Here is an 18004-nt window from a genome sequence, read left to right on the forward strand (position 1 = left end):
TAACTTTGACAAAAATTTTTGAGGATGACCCCACAGGATTTTATCCCTAAGAGAGAAGCAAAAAACATAGAAGCCGGTGAAGCTACCTGGCAGTCCCCCAGCAATATAGCTTTAGTAAAATACTGGGGAAAGAAGGAAAATCAAATTCCCGCCAATCCCTCCATTAGTTTTACGCTGAATAATTGTAAAACTACCACGAGCTTAAAATACGCAAAGAAAAAAGCTGAGTCAGATCCCGCAGATTTTAGCTTCGACTTCTATTTTGAAGGACAATCAAAGGAAGATTTTAAGCCAAAGGTTTTAAAATTTTTTCAAAGAATACACAACTACTGCCCTTACCTTAAAGAATACAAATTTGAGATCCATAGTGAGAATTCTTTTCCCCATAGCAGTGGAATTGCTTCCTCTGCCAGTGGTATGAGTGCGCTCGCACTTTGTGTAATGGACCTGGAAAAGAAATTATATCCAGATATAAATGAAGATTTTTTTAATATAAAAACGTCTTTTTTAGCCAGACTGGGTTCCGGTAGCGCTTCGAGAAGTATTGAAGGACCGTTGGTGGTTTGGGGAAAACATGAAAAAATTAAGGGTTCTTCAGATCTTTTTGGAGAAAAATATCCAGATGAAATTCATGATAATTTCAGGAATTACCAGGATACAATTCTATTGGTAGATAAAGGAGAAAAGCAGGTAAGCAGTACCGTGGGACATGATTTAATGCACGAACATCCGTTTGCGGAACAACGCTTTAAACAAGCAAATGATAATTTAAATAAGCTTATTCCAGTTCTTAAATCGGGAGATCTTTCAGAATTTATTAAAATTATAGAAAGTGAAGCTCTAAGTCTCCATGCGATGATGATGAGTAGTCTGCCCTATTTTATTTTGATGAAACCAAATACACTTGAGATCATTAATAAGATCTGGTCTTTTAGAAAAAGTACTGATATTGCTGTGGGTTTTACACTGGACGCAGGAGCTAATGTACATGTACTATATCCTGAAAACCAAAAAGATAAAGTTTTAGAATTCATTAAGAATGAGTTAGTTGCATATTGCGAAAACGGACAGTATATTTGCGACCAGGTTGGTGAGGGAGCGAAAAAAATATCCTGATGCCTACTATTTTGAAACAAAAAGGATTTAGATATTTTTTTTTACTCCAATGAGCACTTGCCAAAGCATACTCATGTAGAGGGAAAAGGTGGAGAAGCTAAAATTGAATTAGATTCATTAACTTTGATTCATGCTTTTAATTTGAAAAAGAACGATTTAAGTACGATAATTAAAACTATCACAAATCAGCGTTTCTTTTTTATTAGAAAGTGGGATGAATTTTATCAAAAATGAATATTGCTGTAGATTCAAATATTAGAATTGATGAGGTTTTCTTCAGAGATGAAAAGGTTTTTTTTTATCTTAAAGATGGTCGTGAGATTGGAGCACCATTAAAATGGTTTCCTAAACTTTTAAAAGCATCTGAAAAAGAACGCTTAGATTTTTCAATTTCCCCTACAGGATACGGGGTACATTGGAATAGGCTGGATGAAGATCTTTCCGCTTACGGAATGTTACATTATAACAAAGATTTAAATACCAAATCTAAATGAAAGGACCATTATTTTATTCAAAAATCCTACTCTTTGGAGAATATGGGATCATTAAAGATTCCAAGGGATTATCCATTCCTTATAATTTCTATAAGGGAGCTTTAAAATTAGGTGAGAACCTTGGGAATGAGTCAAAAAAATCGAATGAGAATTTAAGGAAATTTACCGCTTATTTGGAAGCTCTTCAGGAGAACAATCCAGATCTGGTACATTTTGACCTTGATGCATTGAGAAAAGACATTTCTAACGGAATGTATTTTGACTCCAGTATCCCACAAGGATATGGTGTTGGCAGTAGCGGTGCTCTAGTAGCAGCTATTTATGACAAATATGCCACAGACAAAATTACTGTTCTGGAAAATTTAACAAGAGACAAGCTGTTAAAGCTGAAAAAGATCTTCGGAGAAATGGAGTCTTTTTTTCATGGTAAATCTTCAGGTCTTGATCCATTGAACTCTTATTTAAGCATTCCAATTCTTATTAATTCAAAAGAAAATATTGAGCCTGCCGGGATTCCATCTCAAACAGAAAATGGTACCGGAGCTGTATTTTTACTTGATAGTGGTATTACAGGAGAAACCGGTCCCATGGTAAGTATTTTCATGGAAAACATGAAACAGGAACCTTTCAGGAAAATGCTGAAAGACCAGTTTGTAAAGCAAACAGATGCCTGTGTGGATGATTTTCTTAAAGGAGATGTAAAATCTCTATTTTCGAATGTAAAGAAACTTTCCCACACCGTATTGGATAACTTTAAACCTATGATTCCTGCTAAATTTCATAAACTTTGGAAAAAAGGAATCGATACCAACGATTATTATTTAAAACTTTGTGGTTCTGGTGGTGGCGGTTATATTCTTGGATTTACCGAGGATATTGAAAAGGCCAGGAAAGCTTTGAAGGGTTATAATTTAGAAGTAGTGTATAACTTCTAAATTCTACGTATGGCTTCTGCGGCTAATAAGCGCTTACTACTGAAGACCTTCAGCCTTTTTTCTGTAGTTAGAGGCTATAATATCCTGGTAGTAATAATAGCCCAATATCTTACTTCTGCATTTATTCTGGCTCATGATAAACCCCTGAGAGAAGTACTCTTTGATCCCAATCTTTTCTTTCTCATCCTGGCTTCTTCCAGCGTGATCGCTTCAGGTTACATCATTAATAATTTCTATGACAGCGAAAAGGATTTAATAAACCGTCCTAAAAAAACGATGCTGGACAGGATTGTAAGTCAGCGAACTAAACTTTCGGTTTATTTTATCCTGAACTTTGCCTCCATCTTTTTCGCCAGTTACGTATCCTTTAGGGCCGTAGTGTTCTTTTCTATCTATATTTTCGTCATCTGGCTGTATTCGCACAGACTTAAGAAAATATTATTTCTTGGGAATCTGGTGGCTTCCATTCTTAGTATCACGCCATTCTTTGTCATATTCATTTATTATAGGAATTTTGAAACCGTCATTTTTATTCATGCCACCTTTCTTTACTTAATGATCGTGATGCGTGAGCTGGTAAAAGATCTGGAAAATATGCAGGGAGACCTCGTTCAAAATTACCAAACTATTCCCCTGGTGTATGGTGAAAAATGGAGTAAATTTTTTCTTTCAATATGTACCGTTCTTGCTATTATTCCCATTTATCTGCTTGTTACAAGATTTGAAACCGGATATATGGATTATTACTTCTACATTTCCTTCCTGCTATTGGTAATATTTCTATTGATGTTATATTTCAGCAAAGCCAAATGGCAATACCTTTTATTACATAATATTCTGAAACTTATCATCGTTACAGGTGTTTTCAGCATCTTATTGATTGATATAGACGAAGTATTAAACCGGGTTTTTTAGGTAAATCCCTCAGCTTAAATCTTTTCTCAAATACTTGGCTTCCTCATTAGGGATGATGTATCTTTGCAAAAAATTAAGCGATGAGCAGAAACGACAGATCTTCAGGCAAAAATAGCAGGCCATCTGGGAGTAGAGGAAAAAGAACTACTGATGGAAAACATAGCGGAAGACAGGGTGGTGGAGCAATGAAAAAATCGCATGCACGCGGAAATGCTCCTATAAAACAAAAAATGGAGAAGAGTCCGCTATCAAATTCTGAAGGGATTCGGCTTAATAAATATATTGCCAATTCAGGCGTTTGCTCTCGTCGTGATGCAGATATGTACATCGCGGCAGGAAATGTGACCGTAAATGGTAAAACCATTACTGAAATGGGTTATCGCGTGAAACTTGAAGACGACGTGCGCTTCGACGGGCGAAGGCTAAATCCCGAAAAACCAGAATATATCTTACTTAACAAACCAGCAGGATTCTTTGTCACTGGAAATCCTGAAAAAGGGGGAAGAACTGTAATGGAGTTAGTTTCTAAGGCTACTTCAGCAAAGGTTAGCCCGGTAGGAAAACTGGATAATCAAGCGAAAGGCTTGCTCTTATTTACTAATGACGGTACACTTGCCAAGAAACTTGCCAAGCCGAAAAACGGGATCAGACAAATCTATCAGGTTACATTAAACAAAAATTTGAGCAAAGAAGATCTCGAAAATATAAAGAAAGGCGTTTACATTGAAGGTTCTAAAGTGATCATTACCAGCATCAGCTTTATTGAAGACAAACCCCACAACGAAGTAGGCATAGAACTTTACAGTATCAAGGAACATATCGTAACGAGGATATTTAAAAGCTTAGGTTACGAAGTGGAAAGTTTAGACCGTGTTGTTTTTGGCGGACTCACTAAAAAAGATCTGCCTCGTGGAAGACACCGTAACCTTACTCAGCAAGAAGTGATTAACCTGGGAATGCATTAATATTAATTTTCACTTTTCCATTCTCTTTTTTTAATACATTTACCACGTCAAAAACGGAAGCATTTTATCCTGCTTCTTTTGGATCTTATGTAATTGAACAGAATCTATTTTTTTCAGTCTGATTTCTTTTCAGCAGTTGTAAATCCAGCACATCACAAATTCTCTGGTGCGATCACGGGATTTCTAAAAACCATTCTTAACATTAATTTACCAGTCGATTCTTTTGACCCTTTAAATTATTCTCTAATTTTTAGCCTTAAATCTATTTAAGACCTTGAATACCAAATATAGCGATCTAATTGACCAGACTTATTACTTCCCGCAGGAAGAATTTTCTTTGGAAGGAACAGAATTAAAATTCCATGATATCGACCTTATGGAATTAGTAGAAAAATATGGTACACCTCTAAAATTTACTTATCTACCCAAGATCTCACAGAATATAAATCGTGCCAAGGGATGGTTTAATTCTGCTATCGAGAAACATGACTACAAGGGAAGTTATAACTATTGCTATTGTACTAAAAGTTCTCATTTTGAACACGTATTGAATGAAGCCCTGAAGAACGATATTCATATCGAGACCTCTTCTGCCTTCGACATTAATATCGTTGAAAAATTAAAAAAATCCGGTAAAATTTCAGATGATCGATGGGTTATTTGCAATGGTTTTAAAAGGGATCAATATGTGGATAATATTAGTCGGTTATTGAATGGCGGACATAAAAATTGTCTTCCGGTAATTGATAATTATGAAGAATTAGAGCTGCTTTCAGAAAAAATCAATGATAAATTCCAGGTAGGAATCAGGATCGCTTCAGAAGAAGAACCGAAATTTGAATTTTATACTTCCAGATTGGGGATTGGCTACAAGAACATTGTGCCATTCTACAATAAGCAGATAAAGGAAAACGAACAGGTAGAATTGAAAATGTTACATTTTTTCATCAATACCGGGATTCGCGATACTGCCTATTACTGGAACGAACTGAACAAGTGCTTAAAAGTCTACATCGCTTTAAAAAAGGTTGCTCCACACCTGGACAGTTTAAATATCGGCGGAGGTTTTCCAATTAAGAACTCACTGGCTTTCGAATATGATTATGCATATATGGTAGATGAGATTATTAACCAGATCAAATTAACCTGTGAAGAAGCAGAAGTGGATGTGCCAAATATTTTTACTGAATTTGGTAGCTTCACTGTTGGAGAAAGCGGAGGAGCGATCTACGAAGTTTTATATCAGAAACAACAGAACGATCGCGAAAAATGGAATATGATAAATTCCTCTTTTATCACCACGCTGCCAGATACCTGGGCAATTAGCAAAAAATTTGTCATGCTCGCTGTAAATCGATGGAACGATGAATATGAAAGAGTGCTTCTAGGTGGTTTAACCTGTGATAGTGACGATTATTATAATTCTGAACAACATACCAATGCGATATACCTTCCAAAATTTAGAAAAGAGAAACCATTATATATAGGCTTCTTTAATACAGGAGCTTACCAGGATACGATTGGTGGATTTGGCGGATTACAGCATTGTTTAATTCCGCAGCCAAAACATATTTTGATAGACAGGGATAAAAATGATGAATTAACCACCAGATTATTCAGCGAACAGCAAAATTCAGAGGATATGCTGAATATTTTGGGTTACGACAGAAACAATTAATATTTTATAACTTTAAAAATCAACTAACTAATCAATTCAATTAGCCATGAGCAAAAAGAATTATGCCGGGATACCCGATAAATACGCTCGTATAGACGAAGCAAAAGTGGTATTGATTCCTGTTCCCTACGATGGTACCAGTACCTGGCAAAAAGGCGCCGATAAAGGGCCTGATGCATTTTTAAACGCTTCAGAAAATATGGAGCTGTTTGATATCGAAACAAGAACAGAGGTGTATAAAAAAGGTATTTACCTGGCACCTCCCGTTACTGAAGACACTTCTCCTGAAAAAATGGTAGAAGCAGTTTATAAAACGACCAAAAACTATATTAAACAAGACAAGTTTGTAACCTTGTTTGGAGGAGAGCATTCTATTTCTATTGGAAGCATCAGGGCCTTTAATGAATCTTTTGAAGATCTAACAGTGGTGCAAATTGATGCCCATGCCGATCTAAGACCAGAGTATGAAGGTTCTAAATGTAATCATGCCTGTGCAGTTCATGAAGCCAGTAATACTGCCAACCTTATCCAGGTAGGAATTCGCTCCATGGATATTTCAGAAATGGATCATATGGATGAAAATCAGGTATATTTTGCTCATGACCTTTATGAAGACTGGCAGGATGATGCCATTGGCCAAATGACGCCAAACGTGTTTATAACAATAGACCTGGATGCTTTTGACCCCAGCATCATGCCTTCTACGGGAACCCCGGAACCAGGAGGTTTATTCTGGTACGAAACCCTGGAATTTCTGAAGATGATGTTCAAAAAGAAAAATGTTGTAGGCTTCGATATCGTAGAACTTTGCCCAAACGAAAATGAGAAATCTTCAGATTTCCTGGCGGCAAAACTCTATTATAAGATGTTGAGCTACAAATTTAAATATCAAAATTACAACGAAGAAGACGAAGATGAGTAAAGGACAGATATCTCAATTCATTGAGAAATATTATTTACATTTTAATGCCGCAGCTCTCGTAGATGCAGCTAAAGATTACGAAAAGCAACTGGAAGGCGGTTCAAAAATGCTGGTTTCTTTAGCCGGTGCTATGAGTACTGCTGAAATAGGGAAGATCTTTGCAGAGATGATACGTCAGGATAAGGTTCATATTGTTTCCTGTACCGGTGCAAACCTGGAAGAAGATGTAATGAACCTTGTAGCACATTCGCATTATAAAAGGGTTCCAAACTATCGTGACCTTACTCCACAGGAGGAATGGGATCTTTTGGAAAAAGGACTCAATCGTGTAACCGACACCTGTATTCCCGAAGAAGAAGCTTTCAGAAGGATACAGGAGCATATTTTCAAGATTTGGAAAGATGCTGAAGAAAAAGGAGAACGTTATTTCCCGCATGAATTCCTTCATAAACTGCTTTTAAGCGGAGTGATGGAAGAGCATTATGAAATAGATCTTAAAGATTCATGGATGTATGCCGCTGCAGAAAAGAACCTGCCCATGGTAGTTCCGGGTTGGGAAGACTCTACGCTTGGAAATATTTTCGCCTCTTACGTTTTAAAAGGTGAATTAAAAGCCAGCACGATGAAATCTGGTATCGAATATATGACCTTCCTTGCCGACTGGTATACAGACAATTCTGAAAACGGGATTGGTTTCTTCCAGATTGGCGGCGGTATTGCAGGTGATTTCCCAATTTGCGTAGTTCCTATGTTATACCAGGATATGGAAAGAACAGACACTCCTTTCTGGAGCTATTTCTGCCAGATCTCAGATTCTACGACTAGTTACGGTTCATATTCCGGAGCGGTCCCAAATGAAAAGATAACCTGGGGAAAATTAGATATTAACACTCCAAAACATATCATTGAAAGTGATGCAACCATTGTTGCCCCCCTGGTTTTTGCGTATTTACTGGATATGTAATTAACAAATAATTACCGGAATTTAAAGCTGTTCAATGCGTCTTTATGACTAATATTGAACAGCTTTTTTAATTTAGGTTTATGGAAAACTGGCCAATTTTCGCCATAGGATTTTTAGCTCAATTGTTATTTTCAGCCAGGCTTATTTCGCAATGGTTTCTTTCTGAAAAATCAAAAAAAGTAGAAACTCCTGTCTTATTTTGGAAACTGAGCCTGCTCGCATCCATTTTACTTTTCACTTATGGATATTTGCGCGAAGACTTCGCCATCATGCTGGGCCAGTTCCTAATTTATGGGATATACTGGCGCAACCTGCATTTAATGGGAGAATGGCATAAGAGGAATATTTTGTTTAAAGTGCTCGTAATTATTTTTCCATTTGCCATTACCGCCTACATACTTTTCTTCGGAAGTTTAGAATGGAGCGATCTTTTTACTGCGGAAAATATATCAGGATGGCTCATCGCCCTGGGAATAGTAGGTCAGATGGTTTACACTTCACGATTTTTTTACCAGTGGTATCATTCTGAAAAGGAACAGAAATCTTCCCTCCCCATGGGGTTTTGGGAATTAAGTCTGATGGGTTCCATTCTTCTTTTTACCTACGGAATTTTCAGAGATGACCCGGTTTTGGTAGCGGCCCACTTTTTTGGAGGTATCATTTATATTAGAGACATGTATCTTTTAAAGAATTCTGATAAACAGGTTGGCGAGAAGATTCGTCGATAAAATATTTATTGCAAATTTAATTTTTCGAAAATCAGAGACAGGAGATTTCAGCAACTAAGAGGTTATGATGAAAAATAATCTTCCTTATAGACATTTAATTATGCGCTGACCGTTTTCTTCCTATCCTCGGTAATTTCATAGAGAAAATAACCGATTACCAGTAAATATTCCATAGTGATTAACCAGTAATTTTCCTGATATTCTGTATTAGAATAGGCAAAATAACTAAGCATCACGGTTGCAGACCAAACTATCATATACTTATAGTGCGTAAAAATGCTTAAAATTAAAGGAATGGCCAGGTACCAGGGATGCACAGTGGTAGATAGCAGAAGATAAATACTCACCGCAAAAAGCATATTTTTAATAAGCTGCTGTGTGTTTTGATATTTTCGAAAGAATGTGAAGCCAAAAATGACCAGCACCGTGATCAATGGTAATATTTTGCCCACAGTTTCAATAATATTATAACCTTTTACCTGAAAGCCAATCCAGCGAATAATATAATATACACTGGCATTGAATTCAAATTTGCCAAACCACAGGCCTATGCTTGCTAAAAAGTTGGAAACTACTTCAGCAGAATAAAATGGCAGGAATGAGACCAGGACTGTGGCCAGGCATATGAGGTAATAAAGAATCAACTTCCAAATACCGTCTATTCTTCGACTGCGCTCAGGATGACTGGTATCGGAGTCAAAACCATTTTTTAAGCTTGTCTGGCTGAGCGTAGTCGAAGACTTAAAATAATATTTAAAAAGCAAAGGCAGCAACATCAATGGCAGCAATTTGATAGATATTGATAATCCAAGGCTAATTGCACTTACAAACCATTTCGCTTTATGCAATAAATAAATGGAAAGTACCAGAAAAAATACCATCACGGCTTCAAAATGCAGGTTTCCGGTCATCTCAATGATAATAAACGGGTTCAGGATATACCAGAAGATTTGATGTTCGGGAAGTCCGAGAGATTTCAAGAGTTTTCTTCCGAAGAATAGAGTTCCAAAATCGGCAAGAATAATAATTATCCTAAAGATTATTACAGCGCCCAGTATACTTTTTGCTGAAAGCCAGCCGGCAATGGCAAATATTAACTGATTAAAAGCCGCGTAATTTGAATAATGGCCCGCGCTGAGGCTTCCCATGCCATTAAACAATTCCAAAGCCTGAGAAATGTTTAGATTGGGATCTTGGATAAGTTGATCGGGGACAAACTCATAGGGATTTATACCCGAAGTTATAAATCTTCCATCCCAAATAAACCTGAAATAATCCTGAGAAAGCATGGGTATAGCCAAAATGAAAACCAATCTGAATGCCAATGCGAGGCCTGCCAGAAACCAAAAATTATGTTTCTGCATCTGGATGAGTTTAAAACTCAGGTAAAAAACGGCGGCATATATGCCAATAAGTTTAAAGAAATCTGATCTTTCCAGGGCATAGGCAAAGCTGAAATAAAATGCAATGCAGGAAAGGCTTAAAAGAATAGGAAATTTATAGAGCTTCAGAATTTTAAGACTCATGGACAGGCTTGGTTTCCTGCTAAAATAGTTAAACTTCTGATCTTATACTTTTGAAGAACACAAAACCAAAACCAGAAAAAAGCATTAAATGGAATATTAAAAGTCCAAAATCGTTCAGCTTAAATGCACTATAAATCGCAAACCCAAAATAGATAAAGAGAAGACCTTCAATTATCACATTTTTAGAGAAACGGTTTTTTAAATAGCTATTCCCTTTCCAGGTATCTTTTATGGAGTTAATATTAAATTTGGGAGTCCTGATGAACTCTGAGCGCTTCCCAAAATGACCTTCCAGAACTGCCAGTGTATTATGGACGGAGAAACCCATCGCAATAGAAAAAAAGGTAATAAACATCCCCACAAACTTAAAAAAGCTCCTTATACTTTTGCCGTGAATCCGGGCATAGGCCGTATAGTAGCATGCAAAAAAGATCAGAGTGCTCATGGCAAAACCGGCTATTACATTAAAATACCAGTCAAAAGCTGGGTTGTTATGTTTAATATATAAAACAGGAACGCTAAGCACAGCAAGTAATAATACTATTAAAAACATACTGGAATTGAGCAGATGAAAAAAACCATGAAATTTGGTACTAAACGAAACCGATCTATCTCTAAGAAGTTTTCCGTAATTCTTTTTGAAATTCTCTGCCGCTCCTTTATTCCACCTAAACTGCTGACTCCTGGCCGCGCTGATCACCACAGGTAATTCAGCCGGGGTTTCCACATTTTCTAAATATTTGAACTCCCAGTTTTTCAACTGTGCCCGATAACTAAGGTCCAGGTCTTCTGTCAACGTATCGCCGCTCCAGTTCCCGGCATCAAGTATACATTCTTTCCGCCAGATCCCTGCAGTTCCGTTGAAATTAATAAAATTTCGACCGAAATTTCGACCGGTCTGTTCGAGAATAAAGTGAAAATCCAGTGCAAAAGCCTGAATCCTGGTAAGCAAAGAATAATCCCTGTTTAAATGTCCCCAACGGGTTTGTACCACCCCAATTTTTTTATTTTTAAAATAGGGTAGCGTTTCCATCAACCAGTTTCTACCCGGCACAAAATCTGAATCAAAAACTGCGATAAATTCACCTTTTGCAATTTTCAATCCTTCTTTTAAGGCACCGGCTTTAAATCCGGTTCGCTTTTCCCTTCTTATATGCTGAATATCGAGTCCGGAACCTTGAAGTTCCTTAATAATTTCAGAAGTCTTTTGAATGGAATGATCTGTAGAGTCATCCAGTACCTGGATTTCCAATTTATCTTTTGGGTACCTGATCTTTCCTATGTTTTTCAGCAATCTTTCCACTACATAATATTCATTATAAAGTGGAAGCTGAATAGTCACCGCAGGCAATTCTTCCGTAGAAAAATCAAACTTTTCAGCATCATCTGTGGTTTTGGTAGCTTTTAGGTAATTGATGAGTAAGTGAAGCTGGGACAGGCTGTAAATAAATATAACAAGTAAGGCAAGGGTGTAAATTATGATTACCGCTAAATCTATCATTTAAAACTATATTTAAAAATCCAACCAAGAATCTTCACGCCTGCAAAGATAGCACCTTTGATTGTTCCTGAAACTTTTGATACGCCAATCCTGTTTTTATAATGCACAGGAATCTCAACATAGCTTAGGTTTTGTCGTAAAGCCTTCAATTGCATTTCAACCGTCCAGCCATAAGTTTTATCTTCCATCTCCAGCTGCAGTAATTTTTTGTATTTAATTGCTCTAAAAGGGCCGAGATCTGTAAACCTGGAATTAAATAATAACTTCATTAAGCTGGTGGCCAATTTATTCCCGAAGATCTGAGGAAAAGTCATCGAACCTTTCTCCCTCCATTTTTTTACCCTCGCACCCACTACAAAATCTTTATTTTCTTCTAAAATAGGCTGAATGATTTTATCCAATTCTTCAGGATGATCTGAATAATCCCCATCAAGAAATACGATAATATCAGGTTTCTTGTTTTGTTTTGAAATATAGTCCAGACCTTTTAAACAGGCATAACCATAGCCTTTTCGAGATTCCGAAAGTACCGTGGCACCTGCATTTTCAGCATTGATCTCGGTTTTATCAGTAGAATTATTGCTTACTACGATAACCTCATCCACAAAATCGGGGATTTTTTTAATTACATGAGTAATTGATTCTGCTTCATTAAAAGCAGGGATAATAACCTTGATAAGAGGCATTGGGGAGGTTTGCAAAATTCAGTATTTAATAGGAAGTGCGAAAATAGGCTATTCCTTCTATCTTATTTGGTCTTTTGCTTGATCAAATCCAGCAGGTCCACATTATCACCTAAAACGCCTTCTTCAGAATCTATTCTGTTTTTTGGAGATCCATTTTCAAGTTTCAAAACACCTCTTGGACATACCGCAGAACATATTCCACAGCCAACACAACTGGATCTTACGATATTCTGACCTTTCTGAGCATATGCCCTCACATCGATTCCCATTTCGCAATATGTAGAACAGTTTCCGCAGGAAATACATTGCCCTCCATTGGTGGTAATTCTAAATTTTGAAAATAAGCGTTGCTGCATTCCAAGAACGGCAGCCATGGGGCAGCCAAACCTGCACCAAACCCGGTTACCGAAGATTGGATAGAAGCCTGTACCAATAACTCCGCTAAATATCGCTCCAATTAAGAAACCATAAGTCGCTCTTAAACTTTCAGCATTAAAAAGGAATAAATTTACTCCGCTAAAATAGTGGAGCCCTATTAAGGCAAGGATAATTACCAAATAACCTATGGCTCCATACCTGGCATCTTTTTCTAATTCTTCTCTCTTAAAATACCAAATCCCTGCAAATAAAAGCGTGAGAAATACACCTACGCCAATTAAAAAACTGTCCCTGGTTAGCCAGTATTTAGAAGGATCGTCTCCCAGGTAAGAATAGACCACAGCCGTGGTCATCACCACCACAAATACTAATACACTGTGTACCACCCATCTTTCTACTCTCCATGCAAACTGACTTTTATCTGAAAGATGGCGATAGGGATCTCCAGCCGTTTCCGCTAATCCACCGCAACCACAAACCCAGCTACAATACCAGCGTTTCCCGTATTTATAAGTTAAAATAGGAGTAATAATAAAAATGGAAGCAATTCCGAAAAGTAATAAAGCAATACCGATGGTGCCCGCTGAAATAAATTCATCAACGCGATATTGTTCAAAATTATAATAATTAAGCGGCCAAATATTTTTCAGGTCGTAATAAGGCAAAGAGAAACCTTCACCGTTGAGCCTGGCCATAAACTCCGGAATTAAGAATGCGAAAGAGGTTTGAAAGAACATTACCGAATATGTCCTTATTTTCTCATAGCGGTTATGCCGGTATTTCCACAAAAATTTCACACCAAAGGCTGTAATAGCAATAGTATAAAGCGTTCCATACACAAACCACTGGCTTGCCGGTTCGCCGCTCAAAAGTTTACTTAAAGGATCAAACAAAGCGATTAAGCCTACATTATCCCCCTCTTCCCTTAAACCTAAATATTCAGGAAAAAAATAAAGGATCACATAAAAGCCGGTAAGGGAAATTCCTGCAAGCCAGGCGAGATAACCTCTATTGCTCATAGACTTAAACCATACCCCGTCATTCTTGATCCCCGGGTGTGTTCCCGAATAAGCAGCCTGTGCGAACCACACAATTCCCCCTATTATGGAAAGTAAAGCAATACTTAGCCAGAGTGTTTTATTGGGAAAGCTAACATTCAAAGAAGCAAGTAAAAGGATAATAAGTCCCGACACTCCTAAGAGGCTTGCAATTTTTTGTTGGGTATTAATAGATTTTGGGGCGTCACCGGTTAGCGACATATTATGTTCTATTCTGCTCATTTTTAGGCTTCCTGTAGGTTATTTTTAAAACTTTTGAAGATTTCCTTTTCATGTGTATCATAAAATTCAGGGTCGAAATTAGCAAGTTTCAGATTAGCAAGCACATGATCTATCTTTCGATTTTCATTCAGCCACAGATCAAAAATTTCCTGCCGCATCCTTATTCCGAAGGTGTTGATCCCTAAGAATTCATTCGTTTCAGAATTGTAAGAAATCGTAATCGCTTTTAGTCCACTTTCATGTTCCCAGTGAAAATGCTGTTCATTCTCTTTTGGCTCAGGCCAAACCCAGCCATAGGTTTGGTATTCAATATCAAAAAATTTAGCGGAATTAAACCAGTTCCCGGGTTGATAGGCTGTACGCGCTCCGGTTAATGTTCCGGCAAGGGTTTCCCCCATTATTCTACCAGTGTACCATACTGCTTCTACCGATTTTCTCTGGCCGATAACATTTCTCTGCTGGGCACAATCCCCTATAGCATACACATCTTCAATGCTCGTTTCCAAATATTCATTTACCAGAATCCCTTTATCGGTTTCAAGCTCTGAATCTTTTAGAAAGTCTATGTTTGGTCGTACTCCGGCGCAAAGACCTACAAGCTGACACTCAATTTCTTCGCCCTCTTGGGTTAAAACGGCTCTTGCTCTTCCATTATCATCGGCCAGAATTTTATCTAACTCTGTATTATGCCTTAGGTCTACGCCATGGGATTTAATATGATTTGAGATCATTTCAGCATCAGGAAGAGGCAATACATTGCTCCAAAATGCTTTTTCTCGAACCAGGAAAGTAACCTCTATATTTCGTGTTTTAAGCATTTCAGCAAGCTCCACGCCAATTAGTCCGCCACCTATGATCACCGCTTTCCTGGTATAGGCTGTATTTTCTTCCAGCTCTATAAGGTCCTGTTTGGTCACCAGTCCCTGAACTCCTTTTAGGTCTTCTCCTTCCCAGCCAAACTTATTGTAGATTGAACCCGTTGCAATAATAAGTTTATCATACTCGAGTGGCTCTCCCGAGGAAAAAAGAAGTTTCTTTTTCTCAAAATCTATTTGTTCTACCCAGGCTTTTTTTAATTCTATCCTGTTCTTTTCCCAAAACCAATCTTCGTAGGGTTTCAAATGGTCCCACTTCATATGCCCCATATAAACATACATAAGGGCAGTACGGGAAAAAAAATAATCTGATTCACCTGAAATGACAGTAATTTTGTGATCGGAGCGTTTTCGAATATGCCTTGCAGCGGTTATTCCTGAAATTCCGTTCCCAATAATTACAATATGCTCCATTAATTTTTTATAATTTGCCTGAAGGCCAGATATCACCCAAGTAAAGTACGCTGAAAATAGGGAGAATCCCAAGTACCCAGAGATTTTTATAAAATTAACAATGTTTTACAAAGCTGAATTTATCTCATTAAAAATTGTAGCCCTTTTAGCTCTCACCCTAATTTGGTCATGTCAGGCTGAAATTCCTTTCAAAAAAATTAATGGTATAAGCCTGGTTGCTGCCAGAGATAGTCTTTCAGAAAAACAGGCAGAAAGGATCCTGGAAATAAATGCTAACGCTGTCGCTTTAATGCCCTATGCTTTTATGAGGGATAAAGAAAATCCTGAATTGATCTTCAATATCGAAAGACAGTGGTTTGGAGAACGAGCTGAAGGCATAGAGCAGTCCATTCTAATGCTAAAGAAAAAAGATTTAAAAATTATGATCAAGCCCCATATCTGGTTAAGAAATGGAGACTTTACGGGAGATTTAAAATTTCCTTCGGAAGCTGATTGGCAAAAATTTGAAAGATCTTATCGAAATTATATAATGCTCTATGCAAAAATAGCAGAGAAACATCATATTGAGATCTTTTGTATTGGAACCGAACTTTTCAATTTTGTAAAGGAAAGACCTGAATTTTGGAAGGAGTTAATACGCGATCTTAGAAAGGTTTACGAAGGCAAACTTGTCTATGCTGAAAACTGGGACAAAGCAGATCAGGTTGATTTATGGCAAGAACTGGATTTTATAGGAATAGACGCATATTTTCCGTTGAGCGAAAAGTTATCTCCAAGCGAGGAGGAGATTATTAGCGGATGGAGAAAACATACTGAAATGCTTAAAAATTTGTCTTCAGAATATAAAAAACAGGTGCTTTTTACTGAATATGGTTACAGAAGTATAGATTATGCGCTTAAAGAACCCTGGAATTCAGGAAAAAATATTGCTAATATCAATCACAATCTGCAGGCCAGGGCACTAAAGGTTTTATATGAAGAATTCTGGACAGAAAATTGGTTTTCCGGTGGATATTTATGGAAGTGGCACCAACATGAAGATTCCGGAGGTATAGAAAATGACCGGTTCACTCCGCAAAACAAACCCGCAGAAAATATCATTAAAGAGTACTATAAGAAATTTAGGAACTAACCCTCTTGTAGTAGTGGCTGTAGAGTTCTTCCGGTGACGCGCCAGTACGTCTTTTCCAGTATATCTGGATAAACAACCATTGCGTATTCCAAACTCCCAATTTGTCGTAGAGCCTGGCCGAGGTGGTAATCCACTTTTTTATAATAGTAAATTGCTTTTTCTTGTAGAGCCTTCTTATAATTTCATTGTCTTCATACACCTTATAAGACTCATCAAAACCTCCAATTTCATCGAAAAGTGCCATTTCTACGTAAAGGGACTGGTCCCCACCTCTACAGGTAATATGGTTCACTTTTGTAAAATGCCCCATCAAATTGAGCCACCAGTGATCCTTATCAAATTTCATTTTAAAGCAGCCAGCCTTATTTCCCTTCTCCACCTCTGCGATTATCAAGGAATCAAAATTTGAAGGAGGTAAACTATCCACGTGCAGAAAATAAAGAATTTCACCTTTGGCCAGCCTGGCACCGGTATTCATTTGTACCGCACGGCCTTTCTCCGAAGGAACATAAAATACCATAGGATGATTTTTGGCAATAGTAGCCGTAGCATCGGTACTACCACCATCCACAACGATTATTTCAGAAATATTACCTGACGATGAAGCTTCCAGGTGCCGCAAAAGCATAGGAAGCTGCTCTTCTTCATTAAAAGCCGGAACAATAATACTAATCATTCCCCAGTTTATTTAGCTTCATTTAGATCCCAGTTGTAGTTCTTATACGAAATAGAAGCCCCGGAATTTATTTTGGTATTAGAATACTGATTTACATACTCTATCACCGTCCCATTTTCTTTAAAATCTTTTGCATACCAATCGAATACTGAAGATAGTTTCGCTGAATTTTTAGATATCTCGTTTTTATCTGAATTAATGAATTCTTTGGTTACTCGTTCTAGTTGTTGGTCAATCTTATTCGCTGTATATGCCTCGGTTATTAATTTTGGACAGGAAATCGAAGCACAATTAATAGCAAAATGGATTCGAGGTTCATTCATTTTTCTTAGTATACTGTTTTCTATCCCGCCAAGAGAGATTTCAGTATCCCCAACTTTCACGAATTCTTTTGTCCACGCACCATTTATATCTTTGATGCTTTTCACCGGATAATTCCTTAAAATAAGGTCTACCGTATATGCATTGTAAAGGTTTATATAATAGGCCAATAATTCATCACGGCCCCACTCCTCTTTTGGCTCCTGGGAAGATAGCATTTTCAGATATTTGTCCAGTTCAGCACGATCTTTTTGAAATCCTTTATAATCTACCATTCCATTTTCATTCACATGCTTCTTTAGTAAAGAATTCCAGGTACCATGATCCAGCTTTTGTCCGGAATTTTCTGAAGAATCCTCAGAAGTTTCAGGGGTAGGCAAACCTTTACTATTTAGGCCGGCACTGGAAATTAAATTACAGGAGGCAAACATACAGGCTCCCGATATTATAATGACAAAACTTAAAATTATCTTTTTCATATCTTTTTTCATTTTACTT

At 37.4% G+C, this 18004-nt stretch carries 18 protein-coding genes; 11 read left to right on the forward strand and 7 right to left on the reverse strand.

Annotated features, from left to right (window positions below; genetic code table 11):
• Positions 1–24: 24 nt before the first annotated feature.
• The 10 genes from Q1K34_RS04285 to Q1K34_RS04325 all read left to right on the forward strand — a co-directional run bounded on the left by Q1K34_RS04285 (position 25) and on the right by Q1K34_RS04325 (position 8717).
• Positions 25–1116 carry a diphosphomevalonate decarboxylase gene (locus Q1K34_RS04285; RefSeq protein WP_300434972.1) on the forward strand — a complete coding sequence of 364 codons (1092 nt, stop codon included), beginning with the start codon at positions 25–27 and terminating at the stop codon, positions 1114–1116.
• 33 nt (positions 1117–1149) lie between these two features.
• Positions 1150–1350 carry a DUF4160 domain-containing protein gene (locus tag Q1K34_RS17995; protein WP_367183303.1) on the forward strand — a complete coding sequence of 67 codons (201 nt, stop codon included), beginning with the start codon at positions 1150–1152 and terminating at the stop codon, positions 1348–1350.
• A complete protein-coding gene (locus Q1K34_RS04290; protein WP_300434974.1) occupies positions 1347–1610 on the forward strand; it encodes a DUF2442 domain-containing protein in 264 nt (87 codons plus the stop codon). Before Q1K34_RS17995 ends, Q1K34_RS04290 begins: the two co-directional genes overlap by 4 nt.
• Complete coding sequence (locus Q1K34_RS04295; protein WP_300434977.1) at positions 1607–2545, forward strand: mevalonate kinase; 939 nt, start codon at positions 1607–1609, stop codon at positions 2543–2545. Before Q1K34_RS04290 ends, Q1K34_RS04295 begins: the two co-directional genes overlap by 4 nt.
• 9 nt (positions 2546–2554) lie before the next feature.
• Positions 2555–3460, forward strand: a complete 906-nt coding sequence (locus tag Q1K34_RS04300; RefSeq protein ID WP_300434980.1) for a geranylgeranylglycerol-phosphate geranylgeranyltransferase — start codon at positions 2555–2557, stop codon at positions 3458–3460.
• Positions 3461–3540: 80 nt separating this feature from the next.
• Positions 3541–4425, forward strand: coding sequence for a pseudouridine synthase (locus tag Q1K34_RS04305; protein WP_300434982.1), 885 nt, complete (start codon positions 3541–3543; stop codon positions 4423–4425).
• Positions 4426–4699: 274 nt separating this feature from the next.
• Complete coding sequence (locus tag Q1K34_RS04310) at positions 4700–6103, forward strand: arginine decarboxylase (protein WP_300434984.1); 1404 nt, start codon at positions 4700–4702, stop codon at positions 6101–6103.
• 46 nt (positions 6104–6149) lie between these two features.
• Positions 6150–7025, forward strand: a complete 876-nt coding sequence (speB, locus tag Q1K34_RS04315) for an agmatinase (protein ID WP_300434987.1) — start codon at positions 6150–6152, stop codon at positions 7023–7025.
• The gene (locus Q1K34_RS04320) at positions 7018–7989 is read left to right on the forward strand and encodes a deoxyhypusine synthase family protein (protein ID WP_300434990.1); all 972 of its coding nucleotides are present in this window, start codon (positions 7018–7020) and stop codon (positions 7987–7989) included. Before speB ends, Q1K34_RS04320 begins: the two co-directional genes overlap by 8 nt.
• A gap of 80 nt (positions 7990–8069) precedes the next feature.
• Positions 8070–8717, forward strand: a complete 648-nt coding sequence (locus Q1K34_RS04325) for a lipid-A-disaccharide synthase N-terminal domain-containing protein (protein WP_300434993.1) — start codon at positions 8070–8072, stop codon at positions 8715–8717.
• Between the two features lie 98 nt (positions 8718–8815).
• On the opposite strand, the gene Q1K34_RS04330 is transcribed toward Q1K34_RS04325, so the two are convergent.
• The 5 genes from Q1K34_RS04330 to Q1K34_RS04350 form a co-directional block, all read right to left on the reverse strand.
• The gene (locus Q1K34_RS04330) at positions 8816–10243 is read right to left on the reverse strand and encodes a mannosyltransferase (protein ID WP_300434996.1); all 1428 of its coding nucleotides are present in this window, start codon (positions 10241–10243) and stop codon (positions 8816–8818) included.
• Between the two features lie 28 nt (positions 10244–10271).
• A complete protein-coding gene (locus Q1K34_RS04335; RefSeq protein ID WP_300434998.1) occupies positions 10272–11744 on the reverse strand; it encodes a glycosyltransferase family 2 protein in 1473 nt (490 codons plus the stop codon).
• Positions 11741–12430 carry a glycosyltransferase family 2 protein gene (locus Q1K34_RS04340; protein WP_300435001.1) on the reverse strand — a complete coding sequence of 230 codons (690 nt, stop codon included), beginning with the start codon at positions 12428–12430 and terminating at the stop codon, positions 11741–11743. The genes Q1K34_RS04335 and Q1K34_RS04340 overlap by 4 nt, the downstream gene beginning before the upstream one ends.
• Positions 12431–12492: 62 nt before the next feature.
• Positions 12493–14088 carry a 4Fe-4S dicluster domain-containing protein gene (locus tag Q1K34_RS04345; RefSeq protein WP_300435004.1) on the reverse strand — a complete coding sequence of 532 codons (1596 nt, stop codon included), beginning with the start codon at positions 14086–14088 and terminating at the stop codon, positions 12493–12495.
• 2 nt (positions 14089–14090) lie between these two features.
• Positions 14091–15377 (reverse strand): FAD/NAD(P)-binding oxidoreductase, encoded by a 1287-nt coding sequence (locus Q1K34_RS04350; protein ID WP_300435007.1) that lies wholly within the window; start codon positions 15375–15377, stop codon positions 14091–14093.
• Between the two features lie 100 nt (positions 15378–15477).
• Here Q1K34_RS04350 and Q1K34_RS04355 point away from each other — a divergent pair, with 100 nt between their 5' ends.
• Complete coding sequence (locus tag Q1K34_RS04355) at positions 15478–16509, forward strand: glycoside hydrolase (RefSeq protein WP_300435010.1); 1032 nt, start codon at positions 15478–15480, stop codon at positions 16507–16509.
• Here Q1K34_RS04355 and Q1K34_RS04360 read toward each other — a convergent pair.
• Positions 16499–17185, reverse strand: a complete 687-nt coding sequence (locus Q1K34_RS04360) for a TIGR04283 family arsenosugar biosynthesis glycosyltransferase (protein WP_300435013.1) — start codon at positions 17183–17185, stop codon at positions 16499–16501. The two genes, Q1K34_RS04355 and Q1K34_RS04360, sit on opposite strands and share 11 nt — an antisense overlap.
• A gap of 8 nt (positions 17186–17193) precedes the next feature.
• Complete coding sequence (locus Q1K34_RS04365) at positions 17194–17985, reverse strand: DUF547 domain-containing protein (RefSeq protein ID WP_300435016.1); 792 nt, start codon at positions 17983–17985, stop codon at positions 17194–17196.
• Positions 17986–18004: the final 19 nt, after the last annotated feature.

This window comes from Christiangramia sp. (assembly GCF_029937855.1).
Lineage (GTDB): Bacteria > Bacteroidota > Bacteroidia > Flavobacteriales > Flavobacteriaceae > Christiangramia.

Bases quoted from the DNA above. Each gene is read 5' to 3' on its own strand.
- Q1K34_RS04355 (WP_300435010.1), top strand. From the start codon at position 15,478: ATGTTTTACAAAGCTGAATTTATCTCATTAAAAATTGTAGCCCTTTTA.
- Q1K34_RS04325 (WP_300434993.1), top strand. From the start codon at position 8,070: ATGGAAAACTGGCCAATTTTCGCCATAGGATTTTTAGCTCAATTGTTA.
- Q1K34_RS04320 (WP_300434990.1), top strand. From the start codon at position 7,018: ATGAGTAAAGGACAGATATCTCAATTCATTGAGAAATATTATTTACAT.
- Q1K34_RS04285 (WP_300434972.1), top strand. From the start codon at position 25: ATGACCCCACAGGATTTTATCCCTAAGAGAGAAGCAAAAAACATAGAA.
- Q1K34_RS04300 (WP_300434980.1), top strand. From the start codon at position 2,555: ATGGCTTCTGCGGCTAATAAGCGCTTACTACTGAAGACCTTCAGCCTT.
- Q1K34_RS04365 (WP_300435016.1), bottom strand. From the start codon at position 17,985: ATGAAAAAGATAATTTTAAGTTTTGTCATTATAATATCGGGAGCCTGT.
- Q1K34_RS04335 (WP_300434998.1), bottom strand. From the start codon at position 11,744: ATGATAGATTTAGCGGTAATCATAATTTACACCCTTGCCTTACTTGTT.
- Q1K34_RS04305 (WP_300434982.1), top strand. From the start codon at position 3,541: ATGAGCAGAAACGACAGATCTTCAGGCAAAAATAGCAGGCCATCTGGG.
- Q1K34_RS04290 (WP_300434974.1), top strand. From the start codon at position 1,347: ATGAATATTGCTGTAGATTCAAATATTAGAATTGATGAGGTTTTCTTC.
- Q1K34_RS04360 (WP_300435013.1), bottom strand. From the start codon at position 17,185: ATGATTAGTATTATTGTTCCGGCTTTTAATGAAGAAGAGCAGCTTCCT.
- Q1K34_RS04295 (WP_300434977.1), top strand. From the start codon at position 1,607: ATGAAAGGACCATTATTTTATTCAAAAATCCTACTCTTTGGAGAATAT.
- Q1K34_RS04340 (WP_300435001.1), bottom strand. From the start codon at position 12,430: ATGCCTCTTATCAAGGTTATTATCCCTGCTTTTAATGAAGCAGAATCA.
- Q1K34_RS04330 (WP_300434996.1), bottom strand. From the start codon at position 10,243: ATGAGTCTTAAAATTCTGAAGCTCTATAAATTTCCTATTCTTTTAAGC.
- Q1K34_RS04345 (WP_300435004.1), bottom strand. From the start codon at position 14,088: ATGAGCAGAATAGAACATAATATGTCGCTAACCGGTGACGCCCCAAAA.
- speB (WP_300434987.1), top strand. From the start codon at position 6,150: ATGAGCAAAAAGAATTATGCCGGGATACCCGATAAATACGCTCGTATA.
- Q1K34_RS04350 (WP_300435007.1), bottom strand. From the start codon at position 15,377: ATGGAGCATATTGTAATTATTGGGAACGGAATTTCAGGAATAACCGCT.